Genomic DNA, 25,969 nt, shown 5'->3' with positions numbered 1-25,969 from the left:
ATGCACGTCACGCATCTCTCGCTGGCCGACTTCCGCTCGTACGCCCGGGTCGAGGTTCCGCTCGACCCGGGCGTCACCGCGTTCGTGGGCGCGAACGGCCAGGGCAAGACCAATCTCGTCGAGGCCGTCGGCTATCTCGCCACCCTCGGCAGCCATCGCGTCGCCTCGGACGCCCCGCTGGTACGGATGGGGGCGGAGCGCGCCGTCATCCGGGCGGCCGTCACCCAGGGCGAGCGCTCCCAGCTGATCGAGCTCGAGCTCAACCCCGGCCGGGCCAACCGTGCCCGTATCAACAGGTCCTCGCAGGTCAGACCGCGTGACGTGCTGGGAATCGTCCGGACGGTGCTGTTCGCGCCGGAGGACCTCGCCCTGGTCAAGGGCGACCCCGGTGAGCGGCGGCGCTTCCTCGACGAGCTGATCACCGCGCGCACACCGCGCATGGCGGGCGTGCGCTCCGACTACGAGCGCGTCCTCAAGCAGCGCAACACGCTCCTGAAGTCGGCGGCGATGGCCCGGCGGCACGGCGGCCGGGGCATGGACCTGTCCACGCTCGACGTCTGGGACCAGCACCTCGCGCGCGCCGGGGCGGAGCTGCTCGCGCAGCGCCTCGACCTCATCAGCACCTTGCAGCCGCTCGCCGACAAGGCGTACGAGCAGCTGGCGCCGGGCGGCGGACCGATTCTGCTGGAGTACCGCCCCTCCGCGCCGGGCGCCGGGCACACCCGCGAGGAGCTGTACGAGCAGATCATCGCCGCGCTCGCCGAGGTCCGTAAGCAGGAGATCGAGCGGGGCGTCACGCTCGTCGGACCGCACCGGGACGAGCTGCTGCTCAAGCTCGGCGACCTGCCGGCCAAGGGGTACGCGAGCCACGGGGAGTCCTGGTCGTACGCGCTGGCGCTCCGGCTCGCCTCGTACGACCTGCTGCGCTCCGAGGGCAACGAGCCGGTCCTCGTCCTCGACGACGTCTTCGCCGAGCTGGACGCGCGCCGCCGCGAGCGGCTCGCGGAGCTGGTGGCGGGCGGCGAGCAGGTTCTGGTGACGGCGGCGGTGGACGACGACGTGCCGGGGGTCCTCGCGGGGACGCGGTACGAGGTGGCCGGCGGAACGGTGGAGCGGGTATGAGCGAGCAGCCGCCCTTGGGGGCAGGGGCACCGGAGCGGCCGGAGGCGCCCAAGGTTCCCGAGGCTTCGGGCATCGACCTGGCGCGGGTCGCGCTGCGCGCGGCCAAGGAGCAGGCGAAGGCGCGGGGCGCCGCCGCCCAGCAGAAGAAGCAGGCCCGGCGCGGGGGCGGGCTGCGCTCCGGCGCGCGCGCCGACGGGCGCGACCCGATGGCGCTCGGCGCGGCGATCAACCGGCTGATCACCGAGCGCGGGTGGGAGACCCCGGCGGCGGTCGGCGGGGTCATGGGGCGCTGGCCGCAGATCGTCGGCGAGGACCTGGCGAAGCACTGCGTACCGCTGAAGTTCGACGACGAGCCGGACGCGCGGGTCCTCACCGTCCAGTGCGACTCCACGGCGTGGGCGACGCAGCTGCGGTTGCTGGCGCCGCGGTTGGTGGCTCGGTTGAACGAGGACCTGGGGCACGGGACGGTGCGGGTCATCAAGGTGCTGGGGCCCGGTGGCCCCCGGAAGGGGTACGGGCCGCTCAGGGCGCCCGGCAGCGTCGGGCCCGGGGACACGTACGGGTAAGCGGTACGCGGCGGGTCCTCGGGGCGCGGGTCCAAGCAGAGGGCGCTGCGCTGGTGGGCGTTGCGCCCACCCCCCAGGGCCCCCAGCCCCGGCGGAACGCATGCCCACGACGTGGCCGGCGCAGACAGATCGCCTCCGTCGAACGCATGCCCACAGCGTGGCCGCACGGGCGCCCACGACGCGGTGGGAACGCAGCCCGCAACGCGGTAGGGACGCAGCCCGCAACGCGGTGGAACCGACGCCCACGGCCCGTCACATCTCGAAGCGCTAGGTGGCCGTCAGAGGGCTCTGGGGGCCCTGTCTGGATATGGGGAGTCGTCTCGGGCCCGCTCAGGGCGGCACATGCGGACTCAGGGACCGGCAAACCCCCATGAGTGTCGGCGCTACCGGTAGACTGGGAGACAATCCCGCCACCCTGCGGAACAAGTCGAACGACGCAGCCGCTCCCGTATGCCCGGAGAACGGCCTGTGCTGTGCCAGAAAGGGCGCTTCGTGGCCGATTCCGGCAACCCCAACGAGAACAACCAGTACACCGCCAGCAACATCCAGGTCCTCGAAGGCCTGGATGCGGTGCGCAAGCGCCCTGGCATGTACATCGGCTCGACCGGCGAGCGCGGTCTGCACCACATGGTGCAGGAGGTCGTCGACAACTCGGTCGACGAAGCCCTGGCCGGCCACGCCGACACCATCGACGTGACGATCCTCCCCGACGGCGGCGTCCGCGTCATCGACAACGGCCGTGGCATCCCGGTGGGCATCGTGGCCTCCGAGGGCAAGCCGGCCGTCGAGGTCGTGCTGACCGTACTGCACGCGGGCGGCAAGTTCGGCGGCGGCGGCTACGCCGTCTCCGGCGGTCTGCACGGTGTCGGTGTGTCGGTCGTGAACGCCCTGTCCACCAAGGTCTCCGTCGAGATCAAGACGGACGGCTACCGCTGGACGCAGGACTACAAGATGGGCGCTCCGGTCGAGGCGCTCGTGAAGAACGAGGCGACCGACGAGACCGGCACCTCGGTCACCTTCTGGGCCGACCCGGACATCTTCGAGACCACCGAGTACTCCTTCGAGACGCTCGCGCGCCGCTTCCAGGAGATGGCCTTCCTGAACAAGGGCCTCACCCTGACGCTCACGGACGAGCGCGAGTCGGCGAAGGCCACGGTCGGCGCGGACGACCCCGAGGCGGAGGCCGCCGAGCCCACCGCGCGCACGGTGAAGTACCACTACGAGGGCGGCATCGTCGACTTCGTGAAGTACCTCAACTCGCGCAAGGGCGAGCTGATCCACCCCACCGTGATCGACCTCGAGGCCGAGGACAAGGACAAGGCCCTCTCCCTCGAAGTCGCGATGCAGTGGAACAGCGGCTACAGCGAGGGCGTGTACTCCTTCGCCAACATCATCCACACCCACGAGGGCGGCACGCACGAGGAGGGCTTCCGTGCGGCGCTGACCTCGCTGATCAACAAGTACGCGCGCGACAAGAAGTTCCTCCGCGAGAAGGACGACAACCTCACGGGCGACGACATCCGCGAGGGTCTGACCGCGATCATCTCGGTCAAGCTGAGCGAGCCGCAGTTCGAGGGCCAGACCAAGACCAAACTGGGCAACACGGAGGCGAAGACCTTCGTCCAGAAGGCGGTCTACGAGCACCTCAACGACTGGCTCGACCGCAATCCCGTCGAGGCCGCGGACATCGTCCGCAAGTCGATCCAGGCCGCCACCGCGCGCGTGGCCGCCCGCAAGGCGCGCGACCTGACCCGCCGCAAGGGCCTGCTGGAGTCGGCGTCGCTGCCGGGCAAGCTGTCCGACTGCCAGTCGAACGACCCGACCAAGTGCGAGATCTTCATCGTCGAGGGTGACTCCGCCGGCGGCTCGGCCAAGTCCGGCCGCAACCCGATGTACCAGGCCATCCTGCCGATCCGCGGCAAGATCCTGAACGTCGAGAAGGCCCGGATCGACAAGATCCTGCAGAACACCGAGGTCCAGGCGCTGATCTCCGCCTTCGGCACCGGTGTGCACGAGGACTTCGACATCGAGAAGCTCCGCTATCACAAGATCATCCTGATGGCGGACGCCGACGTCGACGGTCAGCACATCAACACCCTGCTGCTGACCTTTCTCTTCCGCTTCATGCGGCCGCTGGTCGAGGCCGGTCACGTCTACCTCTCGCGCCCGCCGCTCTACAAGATCAAGTGGGGCCGGGACGACTTCGAGTACGCGTACTCGGACCGCGAGCGGGACGCGCTCGTCGCGCTGGGCAAGCAGAACGGCAAGCGGATCAAGGAAGACTCGATCCAGCGCTTCAAGGGCCTCGGCGAGATGAACGCCGAGGAGCTGCGCATCACGACCATGGACGTCGAGCACCGCGTGCTCGGCCAGGTCACCCTGGACGACGCGGCCCAGGCCGACGACCTGTTCTCGGTGCTGATGGGCGAGGACGTCGAGGCACGGCGCTCGTTCATCCAGCGCAACGCCAAGGACGTTCGCTTCCTCGACATCTGAGTCGGCCTCAGCTGACCGTACGAAAGGACTGACGACCAGCAATGGCCGACGAAAACACCCCCGGCACCACCGAAGAGCAGGAGCCTGTGCTGCGGATCGAGCCCGTCGGGCTCGAGACCGAGATGCAGCGCTCGTACCTCGACTACGCGATGTCCGTCATCGTGTCCCGCGCGCTGCCCGACGTACGGGACGGCCTCAAGCCCGTGCACCGGCGCGTGCTGTACGCGATGTACGACGGCGGCTACCGGCCCGAGAAGGGCTTCTACAAGTGCGCCCGCGTCGTCGGTGACGTCATGGGTACGTACCACCCGCACGGCGACTCCTCGATCTACGACGCGCTCGTCCGCCTCGCCCAGCACTGGTCGATGCGGATGCCGCTCGTCGACTCCAACGGCAACTTCGGTTCCCCGGGCAACGACCCGGCCGCCGCCATGCGGTACACCGAGTGCAAGCTCATGACGCTGTCGATGGAGATGCTCCGGGACATCGACGAGGAGACCGTCGATTTCCAGGACAACTACGACGGCCGCAACCAGGAGCCGACGGTCCTGCCGGCCCGCTTCCCGAACCTGCTGATCAACGGCAGCGCCGGTATCGCGGTGGGCATGGCGACCAACATCCCGCCGCACAACCTCCGCGAGGTCGCGGCCGGTGCGCAGTGGGCGCTCGAACACCCCGACGCCAGCCACGAGGAGCTCCTCGACGCGCTGATCGAGCGGATCAAGGGCCCGGACTTCCCCACCGGCGCGCTCGTCGTCGGCCGCAAGGGCATCGAGGAGGCGTACCGCACCGGCCGTGGCTCGATCACGATGCGCGCGGTCGTCGAGGTCGAGGAGATCCAGAACCGCCAGTGCCTGGTGGTCACGGAGCTTCCGTACCAGACCAACCCGGACAACCTCGCGCAGAAGATCGCCGACCTCGTGAAGGACGGCAAGGTCGGCGGCATCGCCGACGTCCGCGACGAGACCTCGTCCCGTACCGGTCAGCGCCTCGTCATCGTGCTCAAGCGCGACGCCGTCGCCAAGGTCGTGCTGAACAACCTCTACAAGCACACCGACCTGCAGACGAACTTCGGCGCGAACATGCTGGCGCTCGTCGACGGCGTGCCCCGCACCCTCTCGCTCGACGCGTTCATCCGCCACTGGGTGACGCACCAGATCGAGGTCATCGTCCGCCGGACGAAGTTCCGGCTGCGGAAGGCCGAGGAGCGCGCACACATCCTGCGCGGTCTGCTCAAGGCGCTCGACGCGATCGACGAGGTCATCGCCCTCATCCGGCGCAGCGACACGGTCGAGGTCGCCCGCGGCGGCCTCATGGACCTCCTCCAGATCGACGAGATCCAGGCCAACGCGATCCTGGAGATGCAGCTCCGCCGGCTCGCCGCCCTGGAGCGGCAGAAGATCGTCGCCGAGCACGACGAGCTCCAGGCCAAGATCAACGAGTACAACGCGATCCTGGCCTCCCCGGAGCGCCAGCGGTCGATCGTCAGCGAGGAACTCGCGGCGCTCGTCGAGCGGTTCGGCGACGACCGCCGGTCCAAGCTCGTGCCCTTCGACGGTGACATGTCCATCGAGGACCTGATCGCCGAGGAGGACATCGTCGTCACGATCTCCCGCGGCGGCTACGTGAAGCGGACGAAGACCGAGGACTACCGCTCGCAGAAGCGCGGCGGCAAGGGCGTGCGCGGGACGAAGCTGAAGCAGGACGACATCGTCGACCACTTCTTCGTCTCCACCACCCACCACTGGCTGCTCTTCTTCACCAACAAGGGCCGGGTCTACCGGGTCAAGGCGTACGAGCTGCCGGACGCCGGGCGGGACGCGCGCGGCCAGCACGTGGCCAACCTGCTCGCCTTCCAGCCGGACGAGCAGATCGCCCAGATCCTGGCGATCCGCGACTACGAGGCCGCGCCGTACCTGGTGCTCGCCACCAAGGCCGGCCTGGTCAAGAAGACCGTGCTGAAGGACTACGACTCGCCGCGCTCCGGCGGTGTCATCGCGATCAACCTCCGGGAGACCGAGGACGGCCGCGACGACGAGCTGATCGGGGCCGAGCTGGTCTCGTCCGAGGACGACCTGCTCCTCGTCAGCAAGAAGGCGCAGTCGATCCGCTTCACGGCCACGGACGACGCTCTTCGCCCGATGGGACGCGCCACTTCGGGCGTCAAGGGCATGAGTTTCCGCGCGGACGACGAGCTGCTCTCGATGAATGTCGTCCGGCCCGGTACGTTCGTCTTCACCGCGACCGACGGCGGGTACGCGAAGCGCACCCCCGTCGACGAGTACCGCGTCCAGGGTCGTGGCGGCCTCGGCATCAAGGCCGCCAAGATCGTGGAGGACCGCGGCTCGCTCGTGGGCGCGCTGGTGGTCGAGGGGACCGATGAGATCCTCGCCATCACGCTGTCCGGCGGTGTGATTCGTACGCGAGTCAACGAAGTCAGGGAGACCGGCCGTGACACCATGGGCGTCCAGCTGATCAACCTGGGCAAGCGCGATGCCGTCGTCGGCATCGCACGGAACGCCGAGGCCGGCAGCGACGACGAAGATGTCGACGACGACGCCGAGGGCGTCGTCGAGGCGACCGAGGCCGCAGTGGTCGAGGCCGAGGCAGTCGAGGGCACGGAGCCCTCGGCCGGGGAGCACGAGGAGTAAGAGCGTGAGTGGAGCCACGGGCGCCGGATCGGCGGCTGCCGGAGCTTCTGCTGGTGCTGGAGCGAACGGCGCCCGTGGCCCCGCCACGGACTCCCAGGGGGTTGCGGTGACGGATACCCGGGGGCAGCAGCCCTCGTACGAGACCTATAGCGGGCCTCTGCCCGGCGAGCGCGCGGGTGCGCAGCAGCCGGGCGGCCCGTACCACCCGCCGCAGGCGTACGGTGCTCCGGCGCCGGGCGGCACGGTGGGCGGGACATTGGGCGGCCAGACGGGCGCCGGTGCCGTGCGCCGGCCGCGTACGGGGGCGCGCACCACGCCCCGTACGCGCAAGGCGCGGCTGCGGGTGGCGAAGGCCGATCCGTGGTCGGTGATGAAGGTGAGCTTCCTGCTCTCCATCGCGCTGGGCATCTGCACGATCGTCGCCGCCGCGGTGCTGTGGATGGTCATGGACGCCATGGGCGTCTTCTCGACGGTCGGCGGCACGATCAGCGAGGCCACGGGCTCGAACGAGTCCAACGGCTTCGACCTGCAGTCGTTCCTTTCGCTGCCGCGGGTTCTGATGTTCACCTCGGTGATCGCCGTGATCGACGTGGTCCTGATGACCGCCCTGGCGACGCTGGGCGCGTTCATCTACAACCTGTCGGCCGGCTTCGTCGGCGGTGTGGAGCTCACGCTCGCCGAAGACGAGTAGGACGTGTGGGGCCGACCCGGGGAACGGATTTTGGGACTGGCCCCCACGTGCGCTAATCTTCAGGAGTCAGCGCGCGGGACACACACCGCAGAGCGCGGCGGGGCTATAGCTCAGTTGGTTAGAGCGCATCCCTGATAAGGATGAGGCCACAGGTTCAAATCCTGTTAGCCCCACAGTTCAGATCGACCCGGACGGTTCATCCGTCCGGGTCGATTTGTTTGTGGCAGGTTTGAAGTCCGCACAGGTCACCGATCGGTATCGGTCGATGTGTAGAGTGGGCGTCAGAAGTCTCCTACGTCAACGAAAGACGAGGTCGCGCGGTGAAGAAGCTTCTCCTGGTCGCACTGGCCGCCATCGGCGGGCTCCTCGTGTACCGCCAGATCCAGGCGGATCGCGCCGAGCAGGATCTGTGGACGGAGGCGACCGACTCCGTGCCCGCAGGTTCGGGTGTCTGAGACGAAAACCGTCTGTGGGTAGAGCCCCGGCCGCGCGTGAGCGGGCCGGGGCTTTGCTTTGCCTGAGCGAACAAATGGCTTGCTTGAGTAAAGGGGAGAAGCGCGTGGAGACGCAGGCCGGCATCGGACGCATCGGACGCCAGGTCCGCCTTGGACGCCAGGGTCGCCTCGGACGTCTCGGAGACCCTGGACGCCTCGGAGACCGTGGAGGCCGTGGAGGGCTTGGACGTCTTGCACGCTTCGGGCGGGGGACCGGGGCCCTGATCGCGACGGTCGTGGCAGTGGGCGCGGTGACGGCGCTGCCGGGCCAGGCACGGGCCGCCGACGACGGCGCGCTCCCGCCGTACGCCTTCGACGGCGCGGCCCAGCGGGTCAAGGGTGCCGCTTCGAGTTCGGACGCGGCGCAGCTGATGCCCGGGCAGACCTACCGGGACACGCTCAAGAAGGACGGCAAGATCTACTACCGCGTCGACCTCGACGACAAGCTCAACAGCTACGTCTCCGTGGTCGCCGTGCCGAAGCCCGGGGGCAAGGTCGAGTACGGCGACGGCTTCAAGGTGAGCATGCAGGACGGCTCCGGCACCGACTGCGGGTACCAGCAGGTGTCGTTCTCCTCGGCCGAGTACGCACGGCCGCTCGCCGGGTACGCCCGCCGCATCGTCGACCCGGACAGCTCCACCTGCCAGAAGGCGGGCGCCTTCTATGTGCTCGTCGAGCGCACCTCGAAGGCGACCTCGGCCCCGGACGACTGGGAGCTGGAGATCCGGCACCTGTCCGAGCCGGGCCTGAAGAAGGCCGGCCCGACCGAGCTCCCCGAGGCCTGGTCCTCCGCCACGCCCCCGCCGCCGACGGGCGGTCCGCAGAAGCGGCAGGGCGGCGCCGGCTTCCACGACGCCGTCTCGCTGACGCAGGGCGAGTGGCGGTCCGACATCCGGCCCGGCCAGACGCTCTTCTTCCGGGTGCCCGTCGACTGGGGGCAGCAGCTCTTCGCCACCGCGGAGCTCGGCAGCAGCGCCGCCGGGGACGAGTACGTCGGGAACGCGCTGGTGCTCTCCCTCGACAACCCGGCGCTCGGCCACGTCGACGAGAACAGCGGAAGCTACGACGGGAAGCCCGCGACGCTGGCGCTCGGCCCGCAGCGGCCGGTGGCGCACGAGAACCGCTCCTCGTACAACGACGCCACGAACGGCATGCGGTTCGCCGGCTGGTACTACCTGTCGGCCACGCTCAGCCCGGCGATCGCCGAGGAGTACGGGGACACGCCCGTGCCGCTGACGCTGCGCGTGACCGTCACGGGGAACGCGAAGTCCGGACCCGGGTACGACGGGGACCCGGGTCCGTTCGCGGTGACCGCCGACGACAAGGAGGCGGCGGCGAACGGTGCGAGCGGAGCGGCGGCGGCCGAGGAGAACGCGGCCATGCGGGTCGTCGCGGTGGCCGGGATCGGCACCGGGAGCGTGCTGCTGCTCGGGCTCGGCGCGTGGACGCTGGTGGCGCGGCGGCAGGCGGCGTAGGGCGGTTGTGGAGCCGCGTAGGCCCCTGGGGGCCGCTCGGCGGCTCAGGTCTGGGCGAGGGCCCAGAAGCCGACCGCCAGGCAGACCAGGGCGAGCAGCAGGACCGGGACCGTCACCTTCGGGGGCGGTCCCGGTCGGCGTACGGGGGCCGGATGCGCGGGTGCCGGGTGGTGCGCCGGTGCGATGCGGTGATCGGGAACCTGAACGGGGTGAGCGGTGTATGGATGAGTAGAGGGCTGTCCATACGGCGCCCCGGCCGTGGGGGCCTGGTCGAAGGAGGGGGTCGGGTGTGTGACCGGCGGGGGCAGGTGGAAGCTGCCCGTCTCGGAGGGGTTCGCCATCGGCGCGTGCGCCGGGGCTGCCGACACGGGCTGCTGGTACTGGTACTGGTACTGGGGCTGTGGGGGGTGCTGCTGGGGCGGTACGGGCGCGGTGGGCCCGGTGGGTGGCACGCCGGGCGGCGTCGGTACGGCGTCGGTGACGGTCGCGGCGCCGTGCGGGCCGGTGGCCGCCGGTCCGGTGGGAGCCGGTCCGGGGGGAGCCGCGGGGCCTGTCGGGCCCAGGGGGCCGAAGCCGGCCGGAAGCGGGCCGATCTGGTCGAAGATCTCGACCGGCGGCTCGTCGGGACGCGGCTCGGGCAGCATCTCGGCGGCGGCGTCCAGCGCCTTGCGCACGCCCGTGGCCGTCCGGAAGCGGGCCTGCGGATCGGGCTGGAGCAGCCCGGCGAGCACCTGCCACAGCGGTTCCGGAATGCCCTCGGGGGCGCTCGGAGTGCCGTACGTGAGGAAGTGGGTGACCAGGGCCTGGGAGTCCGGGCTGCGGCCCTGGAGCAGATAGAGCGCGACCAGGCCGACGGCGAACAGGTCGGCGGTGAAGTCCGGCTCGGCGCCGAGGAGTTGCTCGGGCGCGAAGTAACCGGGCGTGCCCACCACGTAGTTGGTCTCGGTGAGCCGGGGCTCACCCTTGCGCATGGAGATGCCGAAATCGGACAGCCGCAGGTGCGGCCGCCCGGTTCCGGTGACGTCCAGAAGGATGTTGGCGGGCTTGATGTCCCGGTGGACGACACCCTCGGCGTGCACCGTGGCCAGACCCGAGAGGAGCTGGTCGAGCAGGGTGCAGACGAAGCGGGGCGGCAGCGGGCCGTAGTCCCCGACGACGTGCGCCAGCGAACCGCCGGCGACCAGGTCCATGGTGAAGAGGACCTTGTCGTCGTCGGCGGCCCAGCTGGCCGGGGCGAGGACGTGCGGATGGTCGATCCGCGTCGCCTGCTCGCGGACGAAGCGGAGCAGCGTGTGGGCGTCGCTCTGCTGGAGCACCTTGGCCGCCACGTACCGGCGCCGCCGGTGGTCCCAGGCGCGCCACACCGCGCCCGCCCCGCCCCGTCCGATCGGGTCGATCAGCTCGTACCGACCAGCGAAGACCTCACCCATCGCGCTGCGCCCGCTCCCCGTCGTGTCGTGTCTCCCCGGAACCGGCCGAGCGCCGGTCCCGCGTCAGTTCTGGTGCGACTCGTAGTGCGCGACCGCGTCCGCGGTGCGCCCCGCGCCGTACACCCGGAGGAACTCTGCCAGTTCCGGGTGCGCCGGGGCGAGGGAGTCGGCCGCGTCGATGATGTCGCCCGCGGCCGCCACGGACCGCAGCAGGGACTGGATCTCGCGGACCACGCGGCGCACGGTCGGTGCGCCGGAGCCGGTGGCCGTTTGGGCCGTGCTGGTGAGGACGGAGCCGCCCTGCGACTTCTTGACCTCGTCCATCCGGTCGGTGGCCTCGGCGGCGCTGACGCTGCCGTCGGCGACCTGGACGGCGAGCTCCTGGAGAGCCTGGACGCGCTGGACGACGGCCGGGTTACCGATCTTCGCCCGCTGGCCGCTCATCAGCTGGGACAGCATGGGCGCGGACAGCCCGAGCACGGCCGCGAGCCTGGCCTGATTGAGCCCGAGATCATCGATCAGCCGACGGAAGAGCGCCCCCAGCGGCTCCCCGTACCAACTGCGCTGAAGCTCTCTGGCTCTTGCCGTGGCTTCCTGCTGCGCTGCGTCCATTACTTCTCCCCATCCCTTAGGTTCGCCACTGCGAACCTCGATCAGCATCTTACGGAGAGTGGTCGTGGACCGGGAGTCCCTATCCTTTTGCCGGACATGGGGGGAGACCCGGTACGCTGTTCTCGTTCCGGGGCCTTAGCTCAGTTGGTAGAGCGCTGTCTTTGCATGGCAGATGTCAGGGGTTCGACTCCCCTAGGCTCCACTGGATGCACCCCCTTGATCTGCGGAAACGCGATCAGGGGGGTGCTTTTTGTCCTTTTATGGCTGCTTTCTTTTTTCTTCCGTCTTCCGGGTCGGTCAGTACGCGTCGGGGGCGAGCTCCCGCAGGACCGCCCGGGCCGCCGCCCGGTGCTCGGCCGCCCCGGCCGGGTCCGCCGCGTCGAGCACGACCGCGATCCCCTCGTGGGCCAGCGCCTCCGCGTGCCGGTTGCCCAGCCTCGGGGCCAGCTCCAGGGCCTGCCGGTGCAGTCGCAGGGCCTCGTCGGGGAGGCCCGCGAGCCGGCAGGTCTCGGCGTAACCGTCCAGGAAGTGGATCTTCCAGTGCTCCTCGAAGACCTCGTCGAGCAGCGCGAACGCCTCCCGGTGACTGGCCAGAGCCTCCTCGTACCGCCCCATCTGCCGCAGCGCGACGCCCCGGCAGTTGAGGCACCACGCCTGGTTGTGGAGGTGCCCGTCGTCACGGGCCACCGCCAGCGCCCGCCCCAGGTGCTCCACGGCCTCCTCGGGCCGCTCGGGCGCGACGGCCACGCCCAGGGTGATCCGGGCGGTCAGCGCGGGCGGCCAGGTGGGGTCCGTGTGGGGGATGCCCAGCACCTCCCGGGCCCGCCGCTCCGCCTCCTCCCGGTGGCCCAGCTGGAGCATCGCCCAGGCCTCCGACGCGGCCGCGTGGGCCGCACCCGTCGGGCTGCCGGCCTGCTCGTACAGCTTCCCCGCCAGCCGGAAGAGGTCGAGCGGCTCCTCGACGTGTCCCGCGTCCCAGCTCAGGTAGCCCCGGCGCAGGGCCAGTTCGGCCTCCGCCCGGGTGTCCCCCGCGCGGACCGCCTCGACTCCGGCCGCCTCGTACGAGGCGGTGGCCTCCGCCATCCGCCCCGCGTTGTAGCGCGCGAAGCCCAGGTCGCTGTGCGCCTCGGCCAGTTGCAGCGGATCCCCCAGGCGCTCGGCGGCGGCCAGCGACCGCTCGAAGAGGTAGTTGAGGTGGGATGTGCCGCAGCGGCGGGCGAAGTACGCCCGCAGGAAACGCGGCAGCTCGCAGACGTGCGTGTCGGCGCCGACGGCGGCGGCCGTCTCGAAGGCGGCCAGGAGGTTCCCGTACTCCGTGACGAGCCAGATGAAGGCCGCGTTCTTGTCGGCGAACCGGGGCAGCTCGGCCGGCGGCACGCCGGCGGAGGCGGGGCGGCCGGGCGCCAGGTACGGCATCGCGGCGTCGGCCGCCGCCGTCGCGTGGACGTAGTAGTCGAGTACGCGGTGCAGGGCACGCTCCCGCTCGGGTGCCGCGTCCTGCTCCGCCACGGCCCGGCGCGCGTGCTGGTGCACCAGGTCGTGCAGCCGGTAGCGGCCCGGCGTCGGCTCCTGGACGAGGTGCGCGTCCACCAGGTCCTCAAGGGACGCCCGCGCCTCGCGCAGCGGCAGGTCGGCCAGCGCCGCCACCACGTACGCGTCGAACGATTCGCCCGGCAGCAGGCCGAGCAGCCGGAACAGCCGGGCCCGGGCGCGGTCGAGCTGCCGTACCGACATGGCGAACGCCGCACCGAACTCGGCGTCGAACTCGCTCGCGCCCTCGCTCACGCCCTCCGACATCCGCTCGACGAGGATGCCCACGGTCCAGCCCGGCCGGTGCCGCAGCCGCGCCGCGGCCAGCCGCAGGGCGAGCGGCAGCCGGCCGCACAGCCGCAGCACCTCGGCGGCGGACTCCGGATCGCGCGCGAGCCTGCTGTCGGGGCCGCCGGCGTCGCCGCTGGCGCGGGCCAGCAGCTCCGCGCTCTCCGCCGGGCTCAGCACGTCGAGCGAGACCGGAGGCACCTCGTCCAGGCCGAGGAGGCGGTTGCGGCTCGTGATCAGGGCGACGGAGGGCCCGGCGCCGGGCAGCAGCGGGCGGACCTGGTCGGCGTCGGCGGCGTTGTCGAGGACCACGACGACCCGGCGGCGCGCCAGCTCCGACCGCCAGCAGGCGGCCAGCTCCTCGACGCCCTCGCGCGGGACCCTCTCGGAGGGGACGTCGAGCGCGGCGAGCAGCATCCGCAGCGCGGAGTCGGGGTCGAGCGGCGGCCGGCCCTCGGTGAAGCCGTGCAGGTCCACATAGAGCTGGGCGTCCGGGAAATCGGCGGCGAGGCGGTGCGCGGCGTGCACCGCGAGACAGGTCTTGCCCACGCCCGCCATGCCGTCGACGGAGACCGCCCGGTGGCTTTCGACAGCGGCGAACACGGCGGAGAGCCGCTCCTCGCGCCCCGTGAAGTCGGGCACGTCGCGCGGCAGGTCGTTGCGGGGCAGCGGCCGGATCTGCCGGCTGCTCTTCGGGGGCGCGGGCAGGGGGTTCGAGGTCCGCTCCCACAGGGGTCGCAGGGGGCGGGGGTCCCGCTTCACCAGACGGCACAGGGCGACGACCGCGGGCCAGGGCGGCACGGTCCGGCCGTTGAGGTAGCGCGAGAGCGACGAGGAGCTGAGGCCGGTGTCCCGCGCGAGGGCCCGTACGCCGAGCCCGGACAGCTCGTGGAGCAGGCGCAGCCGGGCGGCCAGCTCCTCCTGAGGGTCGGCCTCCGCGGCTCTCGCGTACGCGGCTCTCGCGTCCGAGGCTCTCGCGTGTGAGTCGGTCGGTCGTGCGTCCATGGTTCCCCCGTCTTCGTGTCCCGCTGTGGTGCTGTGATCCCGTCCCGCGCGGGGCGAAGTCTCCCGAGCCAACTCACCGCAGGTCAAGGCTGTTTCACCTGTCCCACGGTGTCCCACGGCGATGGTGGCGGCAGGCGGAACGGGCTGTCATGGAGTCACGCCCCGAGGGAACGGGGCACCGACCCGGAAGAGGTGAAGAGGTGCGGAGCGAACTGCGGTCCCGTATGCGGAACCCCGTCGCCGTGCTGCCCGCCGCGACGCGGCCCGTCCAGGAGCTCCTCGACGCCGTGCGCTCCGGAGGCGTGGACGGGCAGACGCTGGAGCTGATCCACCTGCGGATCAGCCAGATCAACGGCTGCGCCGCCTGCGTCGACGGCGGCGCCAGGACGGCCCGTGCGGCCGGCGTGAGCGACGAGCGGCTGGCCGCGGTCGCCGCCTGGCGCGAGGCCCCGTACTTCACCGCGGCGGAGCGGGCGGCCCTCGGGCTCGCCGAGGCCGCGACGCGGCTGGCCGACCGGCCCGACGCGGTCACCGACGAAGTCTGGGACACGGCCGCCACCTACTACGACGAGAAGCGGCTCGCCGCGATCATCCTCATGGTCGGCGTCACCAACCTGTTCAACCGGCTCAACGCCACGACCCGGCAGATCGCCGGCGCGCACCGCCCGTAGCCGCATTCGTATCCGTATCCGTATCCCGTACGAGAGCAAGGAAGCCCGCCATGACGAACACGCAGAAGCCCGCCGAGAAGACCGCCGCGGCCGAGACGAAGACGAAGGCCGAGGGGTTCACGGCGGAGGAGCGGAGCGCGATGAAGGAGCGCGCCAAGGAGGTGAAGGCGTCCGCGCGCCGCGGATCGCGCGCCGACAAGGCGGCGGAGGAAGAAGCGGCCGTGGTCGCGAAGATCGCCGAGATGGAGGCCTCGGACCGGGCCATGGCCGAGCGCGTCCACGCCGTGGTGAAGGAGAGCGCCCCTGAGCTCGCGCCGAAGCTCTGGTACGGGATGCCCGCCTACGCCAAGGACGGCAAGGTCGTCTGCTTCTTCCAGAGCGCGCAGAAGTTCAACGCGCGGTACGCGACCTTCGGCTTCAACGACGTGGCGAACCTCGACGACGGCACGATGTGGCCCTCCGCCTACGCCCTGAAGGAGCTGACCGCCGCCGACGAGGCGCGGATCGCCGAGCTGGTGAGGAAGGCGGTGAGCTAGCCGCCGGGGCCGGGAGGCGGCCACTGATCCGTACGGGTGGTGTTCATCGGAAGAACTGCGCGGCGGCGGCGTCGTTCCGCGGGAATCTCGGGTCGCATCCACATCATGTGGAAAGTACGTAAAGCGCGCAACCCGAAATGAACCATCCGAGAACGTCACGAAAGTGAGGGATCATGGCCACCGCCAAGGTCAAGCAGTTCTGGACCGCCTTCATCTCCGTCCTCTTCGCCCTGCTCGCCTCCGTCGGCCTGGCGAGCACCGCCACCGCGGCCCAGCAGCCCGCCGTGCAGCAGCCCGAGGAGCCCGTCGGCTCTGCCTCTTCCGCCGCGGTCCCCGCCGCCGGGGAGCGCGCCCTCGTCTCCGTACCGGCACAGCGGACGCATCGGTGGCCGCTCGCCGGTGACCGTTCCCTGCCGCCCACCATCAAGCAGCGCATCGGCGCCGAGGCCCACGGCTCCTCCCCCTCCGTACGCCACCGCCACGCGGGTGGAGCGGCCGAGAGCGACCCGGCCGTGCTGACCGAGACGGCGCTCGCCGCGACGGCGACGGCGGCGGGCGCGTAGGACGCGGGGAGCAGACGTACGCGTACTCCCCGCGCCTGTGGAACCGCGAGATCCTCAGAACGAGATCCTCAGAGCAAGACCCTCAGACCTTCTTCCCACGGACCGACCGGACCCTCCGGACCGACTGGATCGACTGGATCCTCCGGACCGACCGGACCGCAGCGGTCAGCGACGTTCGTCGCGCTCCGCATCGGCCTCAGCCTCGGCTTCGGCTTCGGCCTCAGCCTCCGCCTCGATCTCGGCATCAGCCTCGATCTCGGCCTCGGTCTCCTTGAACTGCACCTCCGGATCGATGAATCCGTTACTGCCGTCGACGGACGACAGCGTGGACCCCTCACCCACCTCCGTAGGAGCGGGCGGCTCGACCAGCCAGTCGGGATTGGCCTGCTTGTCCCACCACTTCCAGGCGGCGAAGACGCCGCCGGCCACCAAGCCGAGGACCACGAGTCCCTTGGCGAGGCGTCCGGCCCTGGCCCGCCGCTCGTGCTTCTTGATGATCTTCTGAATTTCCTTCGGCGTCACCTGCCCGCGCAGCGCGGCCCAGGCGGCGGTGGAACGCGACCCGGCCTCCTCAAGGACGGGACCGGTCGCGGCGACCGCGTGCTCGACACGCGGAACGGTGTAGTCGGTCGCCTGGCGGGCGGCCGAGCGGGTCATGACCGCCGCGCGATGCGCGGCCGCGTCGACCCGCGGCGGTACGTGCGGTGCGACGTACGCGACGTACTGCGCACGCGTCTGTGCTCGGGCCTGTCGTGTGGCCTTCGAGACCTTCGGCGCGATCCGCACCCGCGCCTCGTGCGCGTAGTGCGTGGCCTGGTCCCTGGCCGTTCCGGCGTACGGCGCCACCACTTCCGCGGCGTGCAGGACGCTCTCCTTCGCCGAATCTGACGCGGCGCGCACGCTGTCCATGCGGGTCACGGGATTCCTCCTCCTCGGTGGCGACGATCTCGGTTTTTCACCTTTCCATCCTTTTCGGAATCATGCCCGTCGGATCGGGGTCCGGCATGCGGGGCGGGCATCCGGGGTATGCGGGGCAGTGGTCCGGGGCACGCGGAGCGGTGGTCCAAGGCATGTGGGCGGTGATCCAGAGCATGCGAGGATCGGTCACGCCAGAGACAGACATGACGCGATACGACACGACGTGGACGGAAGGCGACCGTGGCCGAGCAGCTGTACGCGATCCTCAAGACCAGCCTGGGTGACATCGAGGTCCGGCTGATGCCGTTCCACGCCCCGAAGACGGTGCGCAACTTCGTCGAACTCGCCTCCGGCGAGCGCGAGTGGACGCATCCCGTCACCGGCAAGGTCTCCTCGGATCCGCTCTACGACGGCACGGTCTTCCACCGGGTCATCAAGGGCTTCATGATCCAGGGCGGCGACCCGCTGGGGAACGGCACGGGCGGACCGGGGTACGAGTTCGCCGACGAGTTCCACCCGGAGCTCTTCTTCGACCGTCCGTACCTGCTGGCCATGGCCAACGCCGGCCCGGGCACCAACGGCTCGCAGTTCTTCGTCACGGTCGGCGCCGCGACCTGGCTGAACCGCAAGCACACCATCTTCGGCGAGGTCGCGAGCCAGGAGAGCCGGAAGGTCGTGGACGCGATCGTGTCGGTCGCGACCGACCCCCACACCGAGCGCCCGCTCCAGGACGTCGTGATCGACTCCGTGGTGATCGAGAAGCGCTGAGGCGGAAGTGACGGAAGGGACGCAAGGGAAGGAACCTCCCATGGACCCGCAGTCCGGTCTGCCCCGCTGCTACCGCCACCCGGAGGCCGAGACCGGCATCCGCTGCGCCCGCTGCGACAAGCCCATCTGCCCGCAGTGCATGATCTCCGCCTCGGTCGGTTTCCAGTGCCCGGACTGTGTGCGCAACGGTTCGGGAACCGGCCACGCCGCCGACGCCAACCAGCCCCGGACGCTCGCGGGCGGCCGGGTGGCGGCCGACGACCGTCTGGTCACCAAGATCCTGATCGGGATCAACCTCGCGGTCTACCTCATGGTGCTGGCGTTCGGGGACCGGTTCGTCGACGAGCTCGTGCTCATCGGCTACGCCTACACGCCGGCCCTCGGCGAGGTGGTCGGGGTCGCGGACGGCGAGTGGTACCGGCTGCTGACCTCGACCGTCCTCCACCAGGAGGTCTGGCACATCCTCTTCAACGTGCTGGGCCTGTGGGTGATCGGCGGGATCGTCGAACCCGAGCTCGGCCGGATCCGGTACGCGGCCCTGTGCCTGCTCTCCGGGCTCTCCGGCTCCGTGCTCGCCTATCTCGTTGCCGCGCAGAACCAGCCCTCGTTGGGCGCCTCCGGCGTCGTCTACGGCCTGATCGGCGCCTGGGTCGTGCTGGCCCGCCGCAAGCGGCACGACATGCGGCCGGTGGTCCTCTTCGTGACGCTGTCGCTGCTCATGACCTTCACCCGTCCGGGAATCTCCTGGGAGGCCCACGTCGGCGGTCTCGTCGCGGGCGTCCTCGTGACGTACGTGCTGGTGCACGCGCCGAGGGCGCGCAGGGACCTCGTGCAGTACGGGGCCTGTGGACTGGTGCTCCTGCTCGACGTGGGGCTGGTACTCGCCCGATCCGCTGCGCTCACCTGAGCGCTGGGGGCTGTGGACGAGCTTTATTCCGAGCTTTCCCCAGAGTTATCCACAGTGTGTGGCGGCTCGTCCCCGCACCGTGGGGAAAGGCTGCACCCCTCGCCTCTGACCTGGTGTTTCTCTCAGGGAGGCGAGGGGTGCGTGCTGTTCCACGGCAGGTGATCGCACTCACGAAGCGGTCATACCGGCGTCAACCTCGTCCAAGTTATCCACAGATCTTCGTAAGTTATCCAGTGCTGTGTACAACGCTGTGGATAAGTTCAGGGGAGAGCTTGACGAGCCGCCGGTCCAGCCGATACTTCGCGGGCTACTGCGCTACTTCCACTGCGTGGAGACGCCGAAGCCCGCCGCGATGAAGCCGAAGCCCACCACGATATTCCAGTTGCGGATCGCCTCGATCGGCATCGAACCGTCGGTGACGTAGAAGACCACGATCCACACCAGCCCGATGGCGAACAACGCCAGCATCACAGGGGCCACCCAGCTGTGGTTCGTCAGCTTGATGTTGGTGGCCTGCTTGGCGGGCGTAGGCGTGAAGTCGGCCTTCTTGCGGATACGTGACTTCGGCACGAGGGACTCTCCTGTCGATGCGCTGCGTGACCGCGCAGGGAACTGTGGCTGGCGCCGGGATGTGACGTAGGAGGAAGACTGCGTCCCCCGGGCGTCCGTTAGCGTAGTGGTTCCGCGGCACCGAAGGGGATCAGGGTACGTTGAGCAATTCCGCCGACACTCCCACAGGGCCGGGCCGCACCACGAGGTGGCGCCCCGTCCGGGTGCTCACCCTTGCCGTCTTCGCCCTCGCCGGACTGATCTTCGTCACGAGTTTCAACACCGCCAAGGGCACCAACATCCGCACGGACGCCTCGCTGCTCAGGCTCTCCGACCTGATCGAGGAACGCAGCCACAAGAACGCCGGGCTCGACGAGTCCACCGCCGCCCTCCGCTCCCAGGTCGACGGCCTCGCCGCCCGCGACGACGGTTCCACCCGTGCGGAGGACGCGAAGCTCGACGCCCTCGAAGCGACCGCGGGGACCAAGGAGGTCTCCGGCTCCGGCCTCACCGTCACCCTCGACGACGCCCCGCCCAACGCCCAGGCGGCCCCGGGCTACCCCGAGCCGCAGGCCAACGACCTCGTCATCCACCAGCAGGACCTCCAGGCCGTCGTCAACGCCCTGTGGCAGGGCGGCGCCGAGGGCATCCGCGTGATGGACCAGCGGCTCATCTCCACCAGCGCCGTGCGCTGCGTCGGCAACACCCTGATCCTCCAGGGCCGCGTCTACTCGCCCCCGTACAAGATCACGGCAGTCGGCGACCGCGGGAAGCTGAACAAGGCGCTCACCGAGTCGCCGGCCCTCCAGAACTACCAGCTGTACGTCAAGGCGTACGGGCTCGGCTGGAAAGTCGACGACCGCAAGGCGGTGACTCTGCCCGGCTACTCGGGCACAGTGGACCTCCACTACGCGAAGCCGGTGAGCTGACCGGAGGGACTGCGGGGAGGGGCGCGTGGGCGGCTTGCGTCTCGTCGTGCGGACCTTCAGCGAGCTGTGCCTGACCGTCGGCACCCTGATCGTCCTCTTCGTCGTGTACGTCCTGTACTGGACCGGCGTCCAGGCCGAGAGCGCGAGCGCCGGCCAGATCGACACCCTCCAGCGCGAGTGGGCGGCCGGCCCGGTCGCGCCACCGCCGCTCCCCGCGCCGGCGCCTTCGTCCCCGCACGCCCCCAAGACGCGCCCCTACGCCCCCGGCAACGGGATCGCCGTCATGTACGTCCCCCGGCTCGGCAAGGACTGGAAGTGGCCCGTCCTCGAAGGCACCGGCCCGGGCGTCCTGAAGAAGGGCCTCGGGCACTACGCGGCGACCGCCCGCCTCGGCGCGACCGGGAACTTCGCCGTCGCCGGCCATCGCCGCACGTACGGGGACCCCTTCAAGGACTTCCCGCGGCTGCGCCCCGGCGACGCGGTCGTCCTCACCGACGGGACGACCTGGTTCACGTACCGGATCGACAGCGGCCCCCACAGGACGCTGCCCACCGACGTCGGGGTCGTCGCCCCCGTACCGAAGCCCCTCAAGAAGAACGCGGCCGGCTACGCCGGGCCCGGCCGCTACCTCACCCTCACCACCTGCGAGCCCGAGTGGGGCAGCAGCCACCGGCTGATCGTCTGGGCGCACCTCGACGCCACGCAGCCGGTGACCGACGGTCGTCCACAGGCTTTGGACAGCTGACCCCCCACGGCCCCCTCGCCCCGTACTCTGGTCCCCGTAACGAACGGAAGGGGCGGTCGACGTCATGTACGGCTGGATCTGGAGGCAACTGCCGGGCAACGCGTGGGTGCGGGCACTGATCTCGATCGTGCTGGTACTCGCGGTGGTCTACGCCCTCTTCCAGTACGTGTTCCCCTGGGCGGAGCCCCTGCTTCCGTTCAACGATGTGACGGTGGACGGCCAGTGAGCGCGCGCATTCTCGTCGTCGACAACTACGACAGCTTCGTCTTCAACCTCGTTCAGTACCTCTACCAGCTCGGTGCCGAGTGCGAGGTCCTCCGCAACGACGAGGTCGAGCTGAGCCACGTACCGGGGGGCGGCTTCGACGGCGTCCTTCTGTCGCCCGGGCCCGGTGCGCCCGAGCAGGCCGGGATCTGCATCGACATGGTCCGGCACTGCGCCGACACCGGCGTGCCCGTCTTCGGCGTCTGCCTCGGCATGCAGTCGATGGCCGTGGCGTACGGCGGCGTCGTCGGCCGCGCGCCCGAGCTGCTGCACGGCAAGACCTCCCTCGTCACGCACGAGGGGGCGGGCGTCTTCGCAGGTCTCCCCTCGCCCTTCACGGCGACCCGCTACCACTCGCTGGCCGCCGAGCCCGCCACCCTCCCGGCCGAGCTGGAGGTCACCGCGCGGACCGAGGACGGCATCATCATGGGGCTGCGCCACCGTGAACTGCCCGTCGAAGGGGTCCAGTTCCACCCCGAGTCGGTCCTCACCGAGCACGGCCACCTGATGCTCGCCAACTGGCTGGAGCTGTGCGGCGACAAGGGGGCCGTCGCCCGGTCGGCGGGGCTCGCGCCGGTGGTGGGCAAGGCCGTCGCGTGACGACGGGCTCGCCGTGGTTCCGGGACGCGGGAGACCCGGGGCCCGAGCCGATACCCGTGGACCCGTACGGGCAGGGGGAGCAACTCCCCTACGAGCCGACGGGGTACGAGCCCGTGTACGAGGCTCCGGGTGCCCCCGTGTACGAGGCTCCGGCTGTTCCCGCGTACGAGGCCCAGGCCGCCCCCGTGTACGAGGCTCCGTACGACTCCCGGCCGCCTTACGAGCCGCAGCCCGCCTACGAGGCGCCGCACGAGCCGACGTATGACGCGGCCTCGCGTGAGCCCGCGTACGCGTCGTACGCGCCGGAGGAGCCCTCACAGGCCCCACCCGCCCCACGAGACGAGACGGTGGCCCTGCGGGCCGTGGAGACGCCTCCAGGGCCCGGCCGGGCCGAGCGGCGCCGCGCGGCCAAAGGCGGCAGAGGCAAGGGTCGCGGCAGCACCCCCACCGACACCGCGGGAACGGCGACCGGATCCCGCCCCCTCTCCCGTGTCGAGGCCCGCCGCGCCGCCCGCGCTGCCAAGGACAGCGTCGGCGTCGTCGCCAGCCGGATCATCGGCGAACTCTTCATCACCTTCGGCGTCGTCATGCTGCTCTTCGTCACCTACCAGCTGTGGTGGACGAACGTCCGCGCCGGCCAGCAGACCGACCGTGCCAAGGAACAGATAGAGGACACCTGGGCGAAGGGTGACAGCAAGCCGGAGGCCTTCGAGCCCGGCGAGGGCTTCGCCATCATGTACATCCCCAAGCTCGACGTCGTCGTGCCCATCGCCGAGGGCATCAACAAGACCAAGGTCCTGGACAAGGGCATGGTCGGCCACTACGCCGACGGCAAGCTCAAGACGGCCATGCCGTCCGACAAGCAGGGCAACTTCGCCGTGGCCGGACACCGCAACACGCACGGCGAACCGTTCCGGTACGTCAACCAGCTCAAACCCGGTGACCCGATCGTCGTCGAGACCCAGGACGCGTACTACACCTACGCGATGGCGAGCATCCTGCCCCAGACCGCGCCGTCGAACGTCTCGGTGATCGACCCGGTCCCGAAGGGCTCCGGCTTCACCAAGCCCGGCCGGTACATCACGCTGACCACGTGCACGCCCGAGTTCACGAGCACGTACCGCATGATCGTCTGGGGCACGCTGGTCGAGGAACGCCCGCGCAGCGAGGGAAAGCCCGAGGCACTCGTAGGCTGAGACCCCACACCTCCGGACGGGACGACGGGACGACCTAGTGGCACGCGCGCGCAACCGGATCGCCGGGATCATCAGCGTCTTCGGCGAACTCCTCATCACAGCGGGTCTGGTGCTCGGACTCTTCGTCGTCTACTCGCTGTGGTGGACCAACGTCCTCGCCGACCGCGCGGCCGACCAGGACGGCGCCCAGGTCCGCGACCGCTGGGCCGACGGCCCCGGCGCCCTCGACACCAAGGACGGCATCGGCTTCCTGCACGTGCCGGCCATGAAGAACGGCGAGGTCCTGGTCAAGCAGGGCACCACCCCCGGCATCCTGAACAACGGCGTCGCCGGCTACTACACCGACCCGATGAAGTCCGCCCTCCCGCAGGACAAGAAGGGCAACTTCACGCTGGCCGCGCACCGCGACGGGCACGGCGCGAAGTTCCACAACATCCACAAGCTGAAGACCGGCGACCCGATCGTCTTCGAGTCCAAGGACACCTGGTACGTCTACAAGGTCTACAAGACGCTGCCGGAGACCACGAAGTACAACGTGGACGTCCTCCAGCCCGTCCCGAAGGAATCCGGCGTGAGCAAGCCGGGCCGCTACATCACGCTGACGACCTGCACCCCGATGTACACCTCGGACTACCGGTACATCGTCTGGGGCGAACTGGAACGCACGGAGAAGGTCGACCGCGACCGCACCCCGCCGGCGGAGCTGCGCTGACGCTCGGCTGAGTCCCGGCCACGACCGAGCCCCGGCATCCTTGGGATGCCGGGGCTCGGTCATGTGTACGGGTACGGGTGCCGATGCGGCCGTCAGTCGAAGAAGCCGCCGCCGCCGTTGTTGTCGTTCCCGCCCTCGTTCCCGCCCTGGTTGCCGCCCTGGTCTCCGCCCTGGTTGCCACCCTGGTCGCCGCCCTGGTCGCCGCCGGTGCCGCCCAGGGAGGTGACCGTGACGGTCTCGCCGGTGTTGATCATCGAACCCGCGGGCGGGTTCGAGCCGAGGACCATGGCGTCCTCCTTGTCGGAGCCCTGCTGGACGACGACGAGACCCAAGGCCTCAAGCTGCGCCTTGACGTCCTTGAACTGCTTGCCGCCGATGTCCGCGGGGATCTGGACCTGTGTCACCTGCGGGCCCTTGGAGACCTTCAGGGTGATCTGGACGTCCTTCGGCTGGTCCGTGCCGCCCTGCGGGGTCATGTCGACGACCGTGCCCTTGGGCTGGTCGGATTCGACTTCCTCCTGGGTCACCTTGGTGAAGCCGACCGCGTTCAGCTGCTGGACGGCCTGCTCGTAGGTCCGGCCCTTCTGGTCGGGAAGCTCGGACAGCATCTGCTTCGCGACCGTGATCGTCACCTCGGAGTTCTTCTCCGCCTTGGTGCCGGCGTCCGGGTTCGTGCGCAGGACCGTGCCCGGGTCTTCCTGGGACTCCTCCTGGTCGACCTTGACCTCGAAGCCCTTGTCCTTCAGGGTCTGCTCGGCGCGCTCCCGGGACTGCTCGATGACGTCCGGGACCTCTACGAGGGGGGCGCCCTCGGAGACGTACACCTGGATCGTGCTGCCGGTGTCCATCTTCGCGACGTTGTCCGCGACCGGGACCTGGCGGCAGACGGAGCCCTTGGGCTCCTCGCAGCGCTCGGTGCCGGCCTGGACCGCCTTCACCTGGGCATTGGCCGCGAGACCCTCCGCCGCCTTCAGCGGCTGACCGACGAGCTGGGGGACCGTGACCTGCTGGGGCCCCTCCTTCTTGTCCATCAGCGAGACACCGATGAAGATCGCGCCGACGAGCACCAGGATGCCCGCGAGAATCAGCAGGATCGTCGAGGTGTTCGACTTCTTCTGGCCACCACCACGACGACGGTCCGGACGGTCGTCGTAGCCGTAGCCACCGTCGTCGCCGTTGATCGGGGGCATCATCGACGTCTGGCCGGCCGGGTCGGCCTGGCGCAGGGCGGTCGTCGGCTGGTCCTCCGCGTAACCGCCGTAGCCCCCGCCGTACGCGGGCGCGCCGCCCATCCCCATGCCCATCGCCGCGGCGGCCGCGACCGGCTGACCGTCGAGGCAGGCCTCGATGTCCGCGCGCATCTCGTCCGCCGACTGGTAGCGGTAGTCGGGGTCCTTGACCAGCGCCTTGAGGACGATGGCGTCCATCGACGGCGTGATCTCGGGGTCGAAGTTGCTCGGCGCCTGCGGCTCCTCACGGACGTGCTGGTACGCGACCGCGACCGGCGAGTCGCCGATGAAGGGCGGACGGACGGTGAGGAGCTCGTACAGCAGGCAGCCCGTGGAGTACAGGTCGGACCGGGCGTCGACCTGCTCGCCCTTGGCCTGCTCCGGGGAGAGGTACTGGGCGGTGCCGATCACAGCGGCGGTCTGGGTCATGGTCATGCCCGCGTCGCCCATGGCGCGCGCGATGCCGAAGTCCATGACCTTGACCTGGCCGGTGCGCGTCAGCATGACGTTCGCCGGCTTGATGTCGCGGTGCACGATGCCGGCGCGGTGCGAGTACTCGAGTGCCTGGAGGATGCCGACCGTCATCTCGAGCGTGCGCTCGGGCAGCAGCTTGCGGCCGGAGTGCAGCAGCTCGCGCAGGGTCGACCCGTCGACGTACTCCATCACGATGTACGGGATGGAGACCTGGTCGACGTAGTCCTCGCCGGTGTCGTAGACCGCGACGATCGCCGGGTGGTTCAGCGACGCGGCGGACTGGGCCTCACGGCGGAACCGGGCCTGGAAGGACGGATCGCGGGCCAGGTCGGCCCGCAGCGTCTTCACGGCGACGGTGCGGCCGAGCCGGGTGTCCTGGGCGATGTACACCTCGGCCATGCCACCACGGCCGAGCACCGAGCCCAGCTCGTACCGGCCGCCGAGGCGACGCGGCTCTTCCATAGCTAATCCAGCCCTCTCCGTCTGTCCCGACCGCACCCATGGGTGGTCCGGCGGTGTGTGCTGTTCGCGCATACGCTACCGGCCCC

The 25,969-nt window shown here is 70.3% G+C and carries 24 protein-coding genes and 2 tRNA genes; 20 read left to right on the top strand and 6 right to left on the bottom strand.

All coding sequences use genetic code 11. The features are described 5' to 3' along the window. The 8 genes from recF (at position 1) to ACFWWU_RS02395 (ending at position 9,495) form a co-directional block, all read left to right on the top strand. On the top strand, positions 1-1,122 hold the full coding sequence (gene recF / locus ACFWWU_RS02430) for a DNA replication/repair protein RecF (RefSeq protein WP_384137960.1): 1,122 nt from the start codon (positions 1-3) through the stop codon (positions 1,120-1,122). Then, complete coding sequence (locus ACFWWU_RS02425) at positions 1,119-1,688, top strand: DUF721 domain-containing protein (protein WP_384137958.1); 570 nt, start codon at positions 1,119-1,121, stop codon at positions 1,686-1,688. Before recF ends, ACFWWU_RS02425 begins: the two co-directional genes overlap by 4 nt. 468 nt (positions 1,689-2,156) lie before the next feature. After that, positions 2,157-4,184 (top strand): DNA topoisomerase (ATP-hydrolyzing) subunit B, encoded by a 2,028-nt coding sequence (gyrB, locus tag ACFWWU_RS02420; protein WP_384137957.1) that lies wholly within the window; start codon positions 2,157-2,159, stop codon positions 4,182-4,184. Positions 4,185-4,225: 41 nt separating this feature from the next. Continuing rightward, complete coding sequence (gene gyrA / locus ACFWWU_RS02415; RefSeq protein WP_384137955.1) at positions 4,226-6,835, top strand: DNA gyrase subunit A; 2,610 nt, start codon at positions 4,226-4,228, stop codon at positions 6,833-6,835. Between the two features lie 106 nt (positions 6,836-6,941). Next, positions 6,942-7,526 (top strand): DUF3566 domain-containing protein, encoded by a 585-nt coding sequence (locus ACFWWU_RS02410; RefSeq protein ID WP_384137954.1) that lies wholly within the window; start codon positions 6,942-6,944, stop codon positions 7,524-7,526. A gap of 99 nt (positions 7,527-7,625) precedes the next feature. Continuing rightward, positions 7,626-7,699, top strand: a tRNA-Ile gene (locus ACFWWU_RS02405). Between the two features lie 147 nt (positions 7,700-7,846). After that, positions 7,847-7,981, top strand: coding sequence for a DLW-39 family protein (locus ACFWWU_RS02400; RefSeq protein WP_003958712.1), 135 nt, complete (start codon positions 7,847-7,849; stop codon positions 7,979-7,981). Between the two features lie 281 nt (positions 7,982-8,262). Beyond that, the gene (locus ACFWWU_RS02395) at positions 8,263-9,495 is read left to right on the top strand and encodes a hypothetical protein (RefSeq protein WP_384137953.1); all 1,233 of its coding nucleotides are present in this window, start codon (positions 8,263-8,265) and stop codon (positions 9,493-9,495) included. 44 nt (positions 9,496-9,539) lie between these two features. Here the strand turns inward: ACFWWU_RS02395 and ACFWWU_RS02390 are convergent, their stop codons facing one another. After that, positions 9,540-10,925, bottom strand: a complete 1,386-nt coding sequence (locus tag ACFWWU_RS02390) for a serine/threonine-protein kinase (RefSeq protein WP_384137951.1) — start codon at positions 10,923-10,925, stop codon at positions 9,540-9,542. Positions 10,926-10,988: 63 nt separating this feature from the next. Then, positions 10,989-11,537, bottom strand: a complete 549-nt coding sequence (locus ACFWWU_RS02385; RefSeq protein ID WP_150268275.1) for a DNA-binding protein — start codon at positions 11,535-11,537, stop codon at positions 10,989-10,991. 129 nt (positions 11,538-11,666) lie between these two features. On the opposite strand from ACFWWU_RS02385, the gene ACFWWU_RS02380 reads away from it, so the two are divergent. Further along, positions 11,667-11,739 (top strand) — tRNA-Ala (locus tag ACFWWU_RS02380). A gap of 95 nt (positions 11,740-11,834) precedes the next feature. On the opposite strand, the gene ACFWWU_RS02375 is transcribed toward ACFWWU_RS02380, so the two are convergent. Next, positions 11,835-14,360 carry a helix-turn-helix domain-containing protein gene (locus ACFWWU_RS02375; protein WP_384137949.1) on the bottom strand — a complete coding sequence of 842 codons (2,526 nt, stop codon included), beginning with the start codon at positions 14,358-14,360 and terminating at the stop codon, positions 11,835-11,837. A 212-nt stretch (positions 14,361-14,572) separates the two neighbouring features. Here ACFWWU_RS02375 and ACFWWU_RS02370 point away from each other — a divergent pair, with 212 nt between their 5' ends. The 3 genes from ACFWWU_RS02370 to ACFWWU_RS02360 all read left to right on the top strand — a co-directional run bounded on the left by ACFWWU_RS02370 (position 14,573) and on the right by ACFWWU_RS02360 (position 16,130). Next, a complete protein-coding gene (locus ACFWWU_RS02370; RefSeq protein ID WP_384138428.1) occupies positions 14,573-15,031 on the top strand; it encodes a carboxymuconolactone decarboxylase family protein in 459 nt (152 codons plus the stop codon). Positions 15,032-15,081: 50 nt separating this feature from the next. Beyond that, positions 15,082-15,567, top strand: a complete 486-nt coding sequence (locus tag ACFWWU_RS02365) for an iron chaperone (protein WP_384137947.1) — start codon at positions 15,082-15,084, stop codon at positions 15,565-15,567. A 173-nt stretch (positions 15,568-15,740) separates the two neighbouring features. After that, entirely contained in the window at positions 15,741-16,130 is a 390-nt protein-coding gene (locus ACFWWU_RS02360; protein WP_384137945.1) for a DUF6344 domain-containing protein, read from the top strand. Positions 16,131-16,295: 165 nt separating this feature from the next. On the opposite strand, the gene ACFWWU_RS02355 is transcribed toward ACFWWU_RS02360, so the two are convergent. After that, entirely contained in the window at positions 16,296-17,048 is a 753-nt protein-coding gene (locus ACFWWU_RS02355) for a DUF5324 family protein (RefSeq protein WP_384137943.1), read from the bottom strand. A gap of 240 nt (positions 17,049-17,288) precedes the next feature. Here ACFWWU_RS02355 and ACFWWU_RS02350 point away from each other — a divergent pair, with 240 nt between their 5' ends. Both ACFWWU_RS02350 and ACFWWU_RS02345 read left to right on the top strand, forming a co-directional pair. Then, positions 17,289-17,816 (top strand): peptidylprolyl isomerase, encoded by a 528-nt coding sequence (locus tag ACFWWU_RS02350; RefSeq protein WP_384137942.1) that lies wholly within the window; start codon positions 17,289-17,291, stop codon positions 17,814-17,816. Positions 17,817-17,856: 40 nt separating this feature from the next. Next, the gene (locus ACFWWU_RS02345) at positions 17,857-18,723 is read left to right on the top strand and encodes a rhomboid family intramembrane serine protease (RefSeq protein WP_384137941.1); all 867 of its coding nucleotides are present in this window, start codon (positions 17,857-17,859) and stop codon (positions 18,721-18,723) included. A gap of 315 nt (positions 18,724-19,038) precedes the next feature. On the opposite strand, the gene crgA is transcribed toward ACFWWU_RS02345, so the two are convergent. Then, positions 19,039-19,293, bottom strand: coding sequence for a cell division protein CrgA (crgA, locus tag ACFWWU_RS02340; RefSeq protein WP_317597154.1), 255 nt, complete (start codon positions 19,291-19,293; stop codon positions 19,039-19,041). A gap of 140 nt (positions 19,294-19,433) precedes the next feature. Here crgA and ACFWWU_RS02335 point away from each other — a divergent pair, with 140 nt between their 5' ends. The 6 genes from ACFWWU_RS02335 to ACFWWU_RS02310 all read left to right on the top strand — a co-directional run bounded on the left by ACFWWU_RS02335 (position 19,434) and on the right by ACFWWU_RS02310 (position 23,718). After that, positions 19,434-20,201 (top strand): DUF881 domain-containing protein, encoded by a 768-nt coding sequence (locus ACFWWU_RS02335; RefSeq protein WP_384137938.1) that lies wholly within the window; start codon positions 19,434-19,436, stop codon positions 20,199-20,201. Between the two features lie 34 nt (positions 20,202-20,235). Continuing rightward, a complete protein-coding gene (locus tag ACFWWU_RS02330) occupies positions 20,236-20,946 on the top strand; it encodes a class E sortase (protein ID WP_384138425.1) in 711 nt (236 codons plus the stop codon). A gap of 64 nt (positions 20,947-21,010) precedes the next feature. Continuing rightward, positions 21,011-21,172 (top strand): hypothetical protein, encoded by a 162-nt coding sequence (locus tag ACFWWU_RS02325; RefSeq protein ID WP_384137937.1) that lies wholly within the window; start codon positions 21,011-21,013, stop codon positions 21,170-21,172. Beyond that, positions 21,169-21,810: an aminodeoxychorismate/anthranilate synthase component II gene (locus ACFWWU_RS02320; protein WP_384137935.1), complete on the top strand. Its 642-nt coding sequence runs from the start codon at positions 21,169-21,171 to the stop codon at positions 21,808-21,810. Before ACFWWU_RS02325 ends, ACFWWU_RS02320 begins: the two co-directional genes overlap by 4 nt. Beyond that, positions 21,807-23,006, top strand: a complete 1,200-nt coding sequence (locus tag ACFWWU_RS02315) for a class E sortase (protein WP_384137933.1) — start codon at positions 21,807-21,809, stop codon at positions 23,004-23,006. The genes ACFWWU_RS02320 and ACFWWU_RS02315 overlap by 4 nt, the downstream gene beginning before the upstream one ends. 37 nt (positions 23,007-23,043) lie before the next feature. Then, complete coding sequence (locus ACFWWU_RS02310) at positions 23,044-23,718, top strand: class E sortase (protein WP_384137931.1); 675 nt, start codon at positions 23,044-23,046, stop codon at positions 23,716-23,718. A 92-nt stretch (positions 23,719-23,810) separates the two neighbouring features. Here ACFWWU_RS02310 and pknB read toward each other — a convergent pair whose 3' ends face one another. Then, complete coding sequence (pknB, locus tag ACFWWU_RS02305) at positions 23,811-25,883, bottom strand: Stk1 family PASTA domain-containing Ser/Thr kinase (protein ID WP_384137929.1); 2,073 nt, start codon at positions 25,881-25,883, stop codon at positions 23,811-23,813. Between the last annotated feature and the right edge of the window lie 86 nt (positions 25,884-25,969).

It is taken from the genome of Streptomyces sp. NPDC058650, from assembly GCF_042717315.1.
Taxonomy (GTDB): Bacteria; Actinomycetota; Actinomycetes; order Streptomycetales; family Streptomycetaceae; genus Streptomyces.
The sequence above is the reverse complement of the archived record's forward strand: the minus strand, read 5'-3'. Positions and strand labels throughout refer to the sequence as shown.

Bases quoted from the DNA above. Each gene is read 5' to 3' on its own strand.
- ACFWWU_RS02375 (WP_384137949.1), bottom strand. From the start codon at position 14,360: ATGGACGCACGACCGACCGACTCACACGCGAGAGCCTCGGACGCGAGA.
- ACFWWU_RS02360 (WP_384137945.1), top strand. From the start codon at position 15,741: ATGGCCACCGCCAAGGTCAAGCAGTTCTGGACCGCCTTCATCTCCGTC.
- ACFWWU_RS02390 (WP_384137951.1), bottom strand. From the start codon at position 10,925: ATGGGTGAGGTCTTCGCTGGTCGGTACGAGCTGATCGACCCGATCGGA.
- recF (WP_384137960.1), top strand. From the start codon at position 1: ATGCACGTCACGCATCTCTCGCTGGCCGACTTCCGCTCGTACGCCCGG.
- ACFWWU_RS02385 (WP_150268275.1), bottom strand. From the start codon at position 11,537: ATGGACGCAGCGCAGCAGGAAGCCACGGCAAGAGCCAGAGAGCTTCAG.
- gyrA (WP_384137955.1), top strand. From the start codon at position 4,226: ATGGCCGACGAAAACACCCCCGGCACCACCGAAGAGCAGGAGCCTGTG.
- ACFWWU_RS02345 (WP_384137941.1), top strand. From the start codon at position 17,857: ATGGACCCGCAGTCCGGTCTGCCCCGCTGCTACCGCCACCCGGAGGCC.
- ACFWWU_RS02325 (WP_384137937.1), top strand. From the start codon at position 21,011: ATGTACGGCTGGATCTGGAGGCAACTGCCGGGCAACGCGTGGGTGCGG.
- ACFWWU_RS02425 (WP_384137958.1), top strand. From the start codon at position 1,119: ATGAGCGAGCAGCCGCCCTTGGGGGCAGGGGCACCGGAGCGGCCGGAG.
- ACFWWU_RS02365 (WP_384137947.1), top strand. From the start codon at position 15,082: ATGACGAACACGCAGAAGCCCGCCGAGAAGACCGCCGCGGCCGAGACG.
- pknB (WP_384137929.1), bottom strand. From the start codon at position 25,883: ATGGAAGAGCCGCGTCGCCTCGGCGGCCGGTACGAGCTGGGCTCGGTG.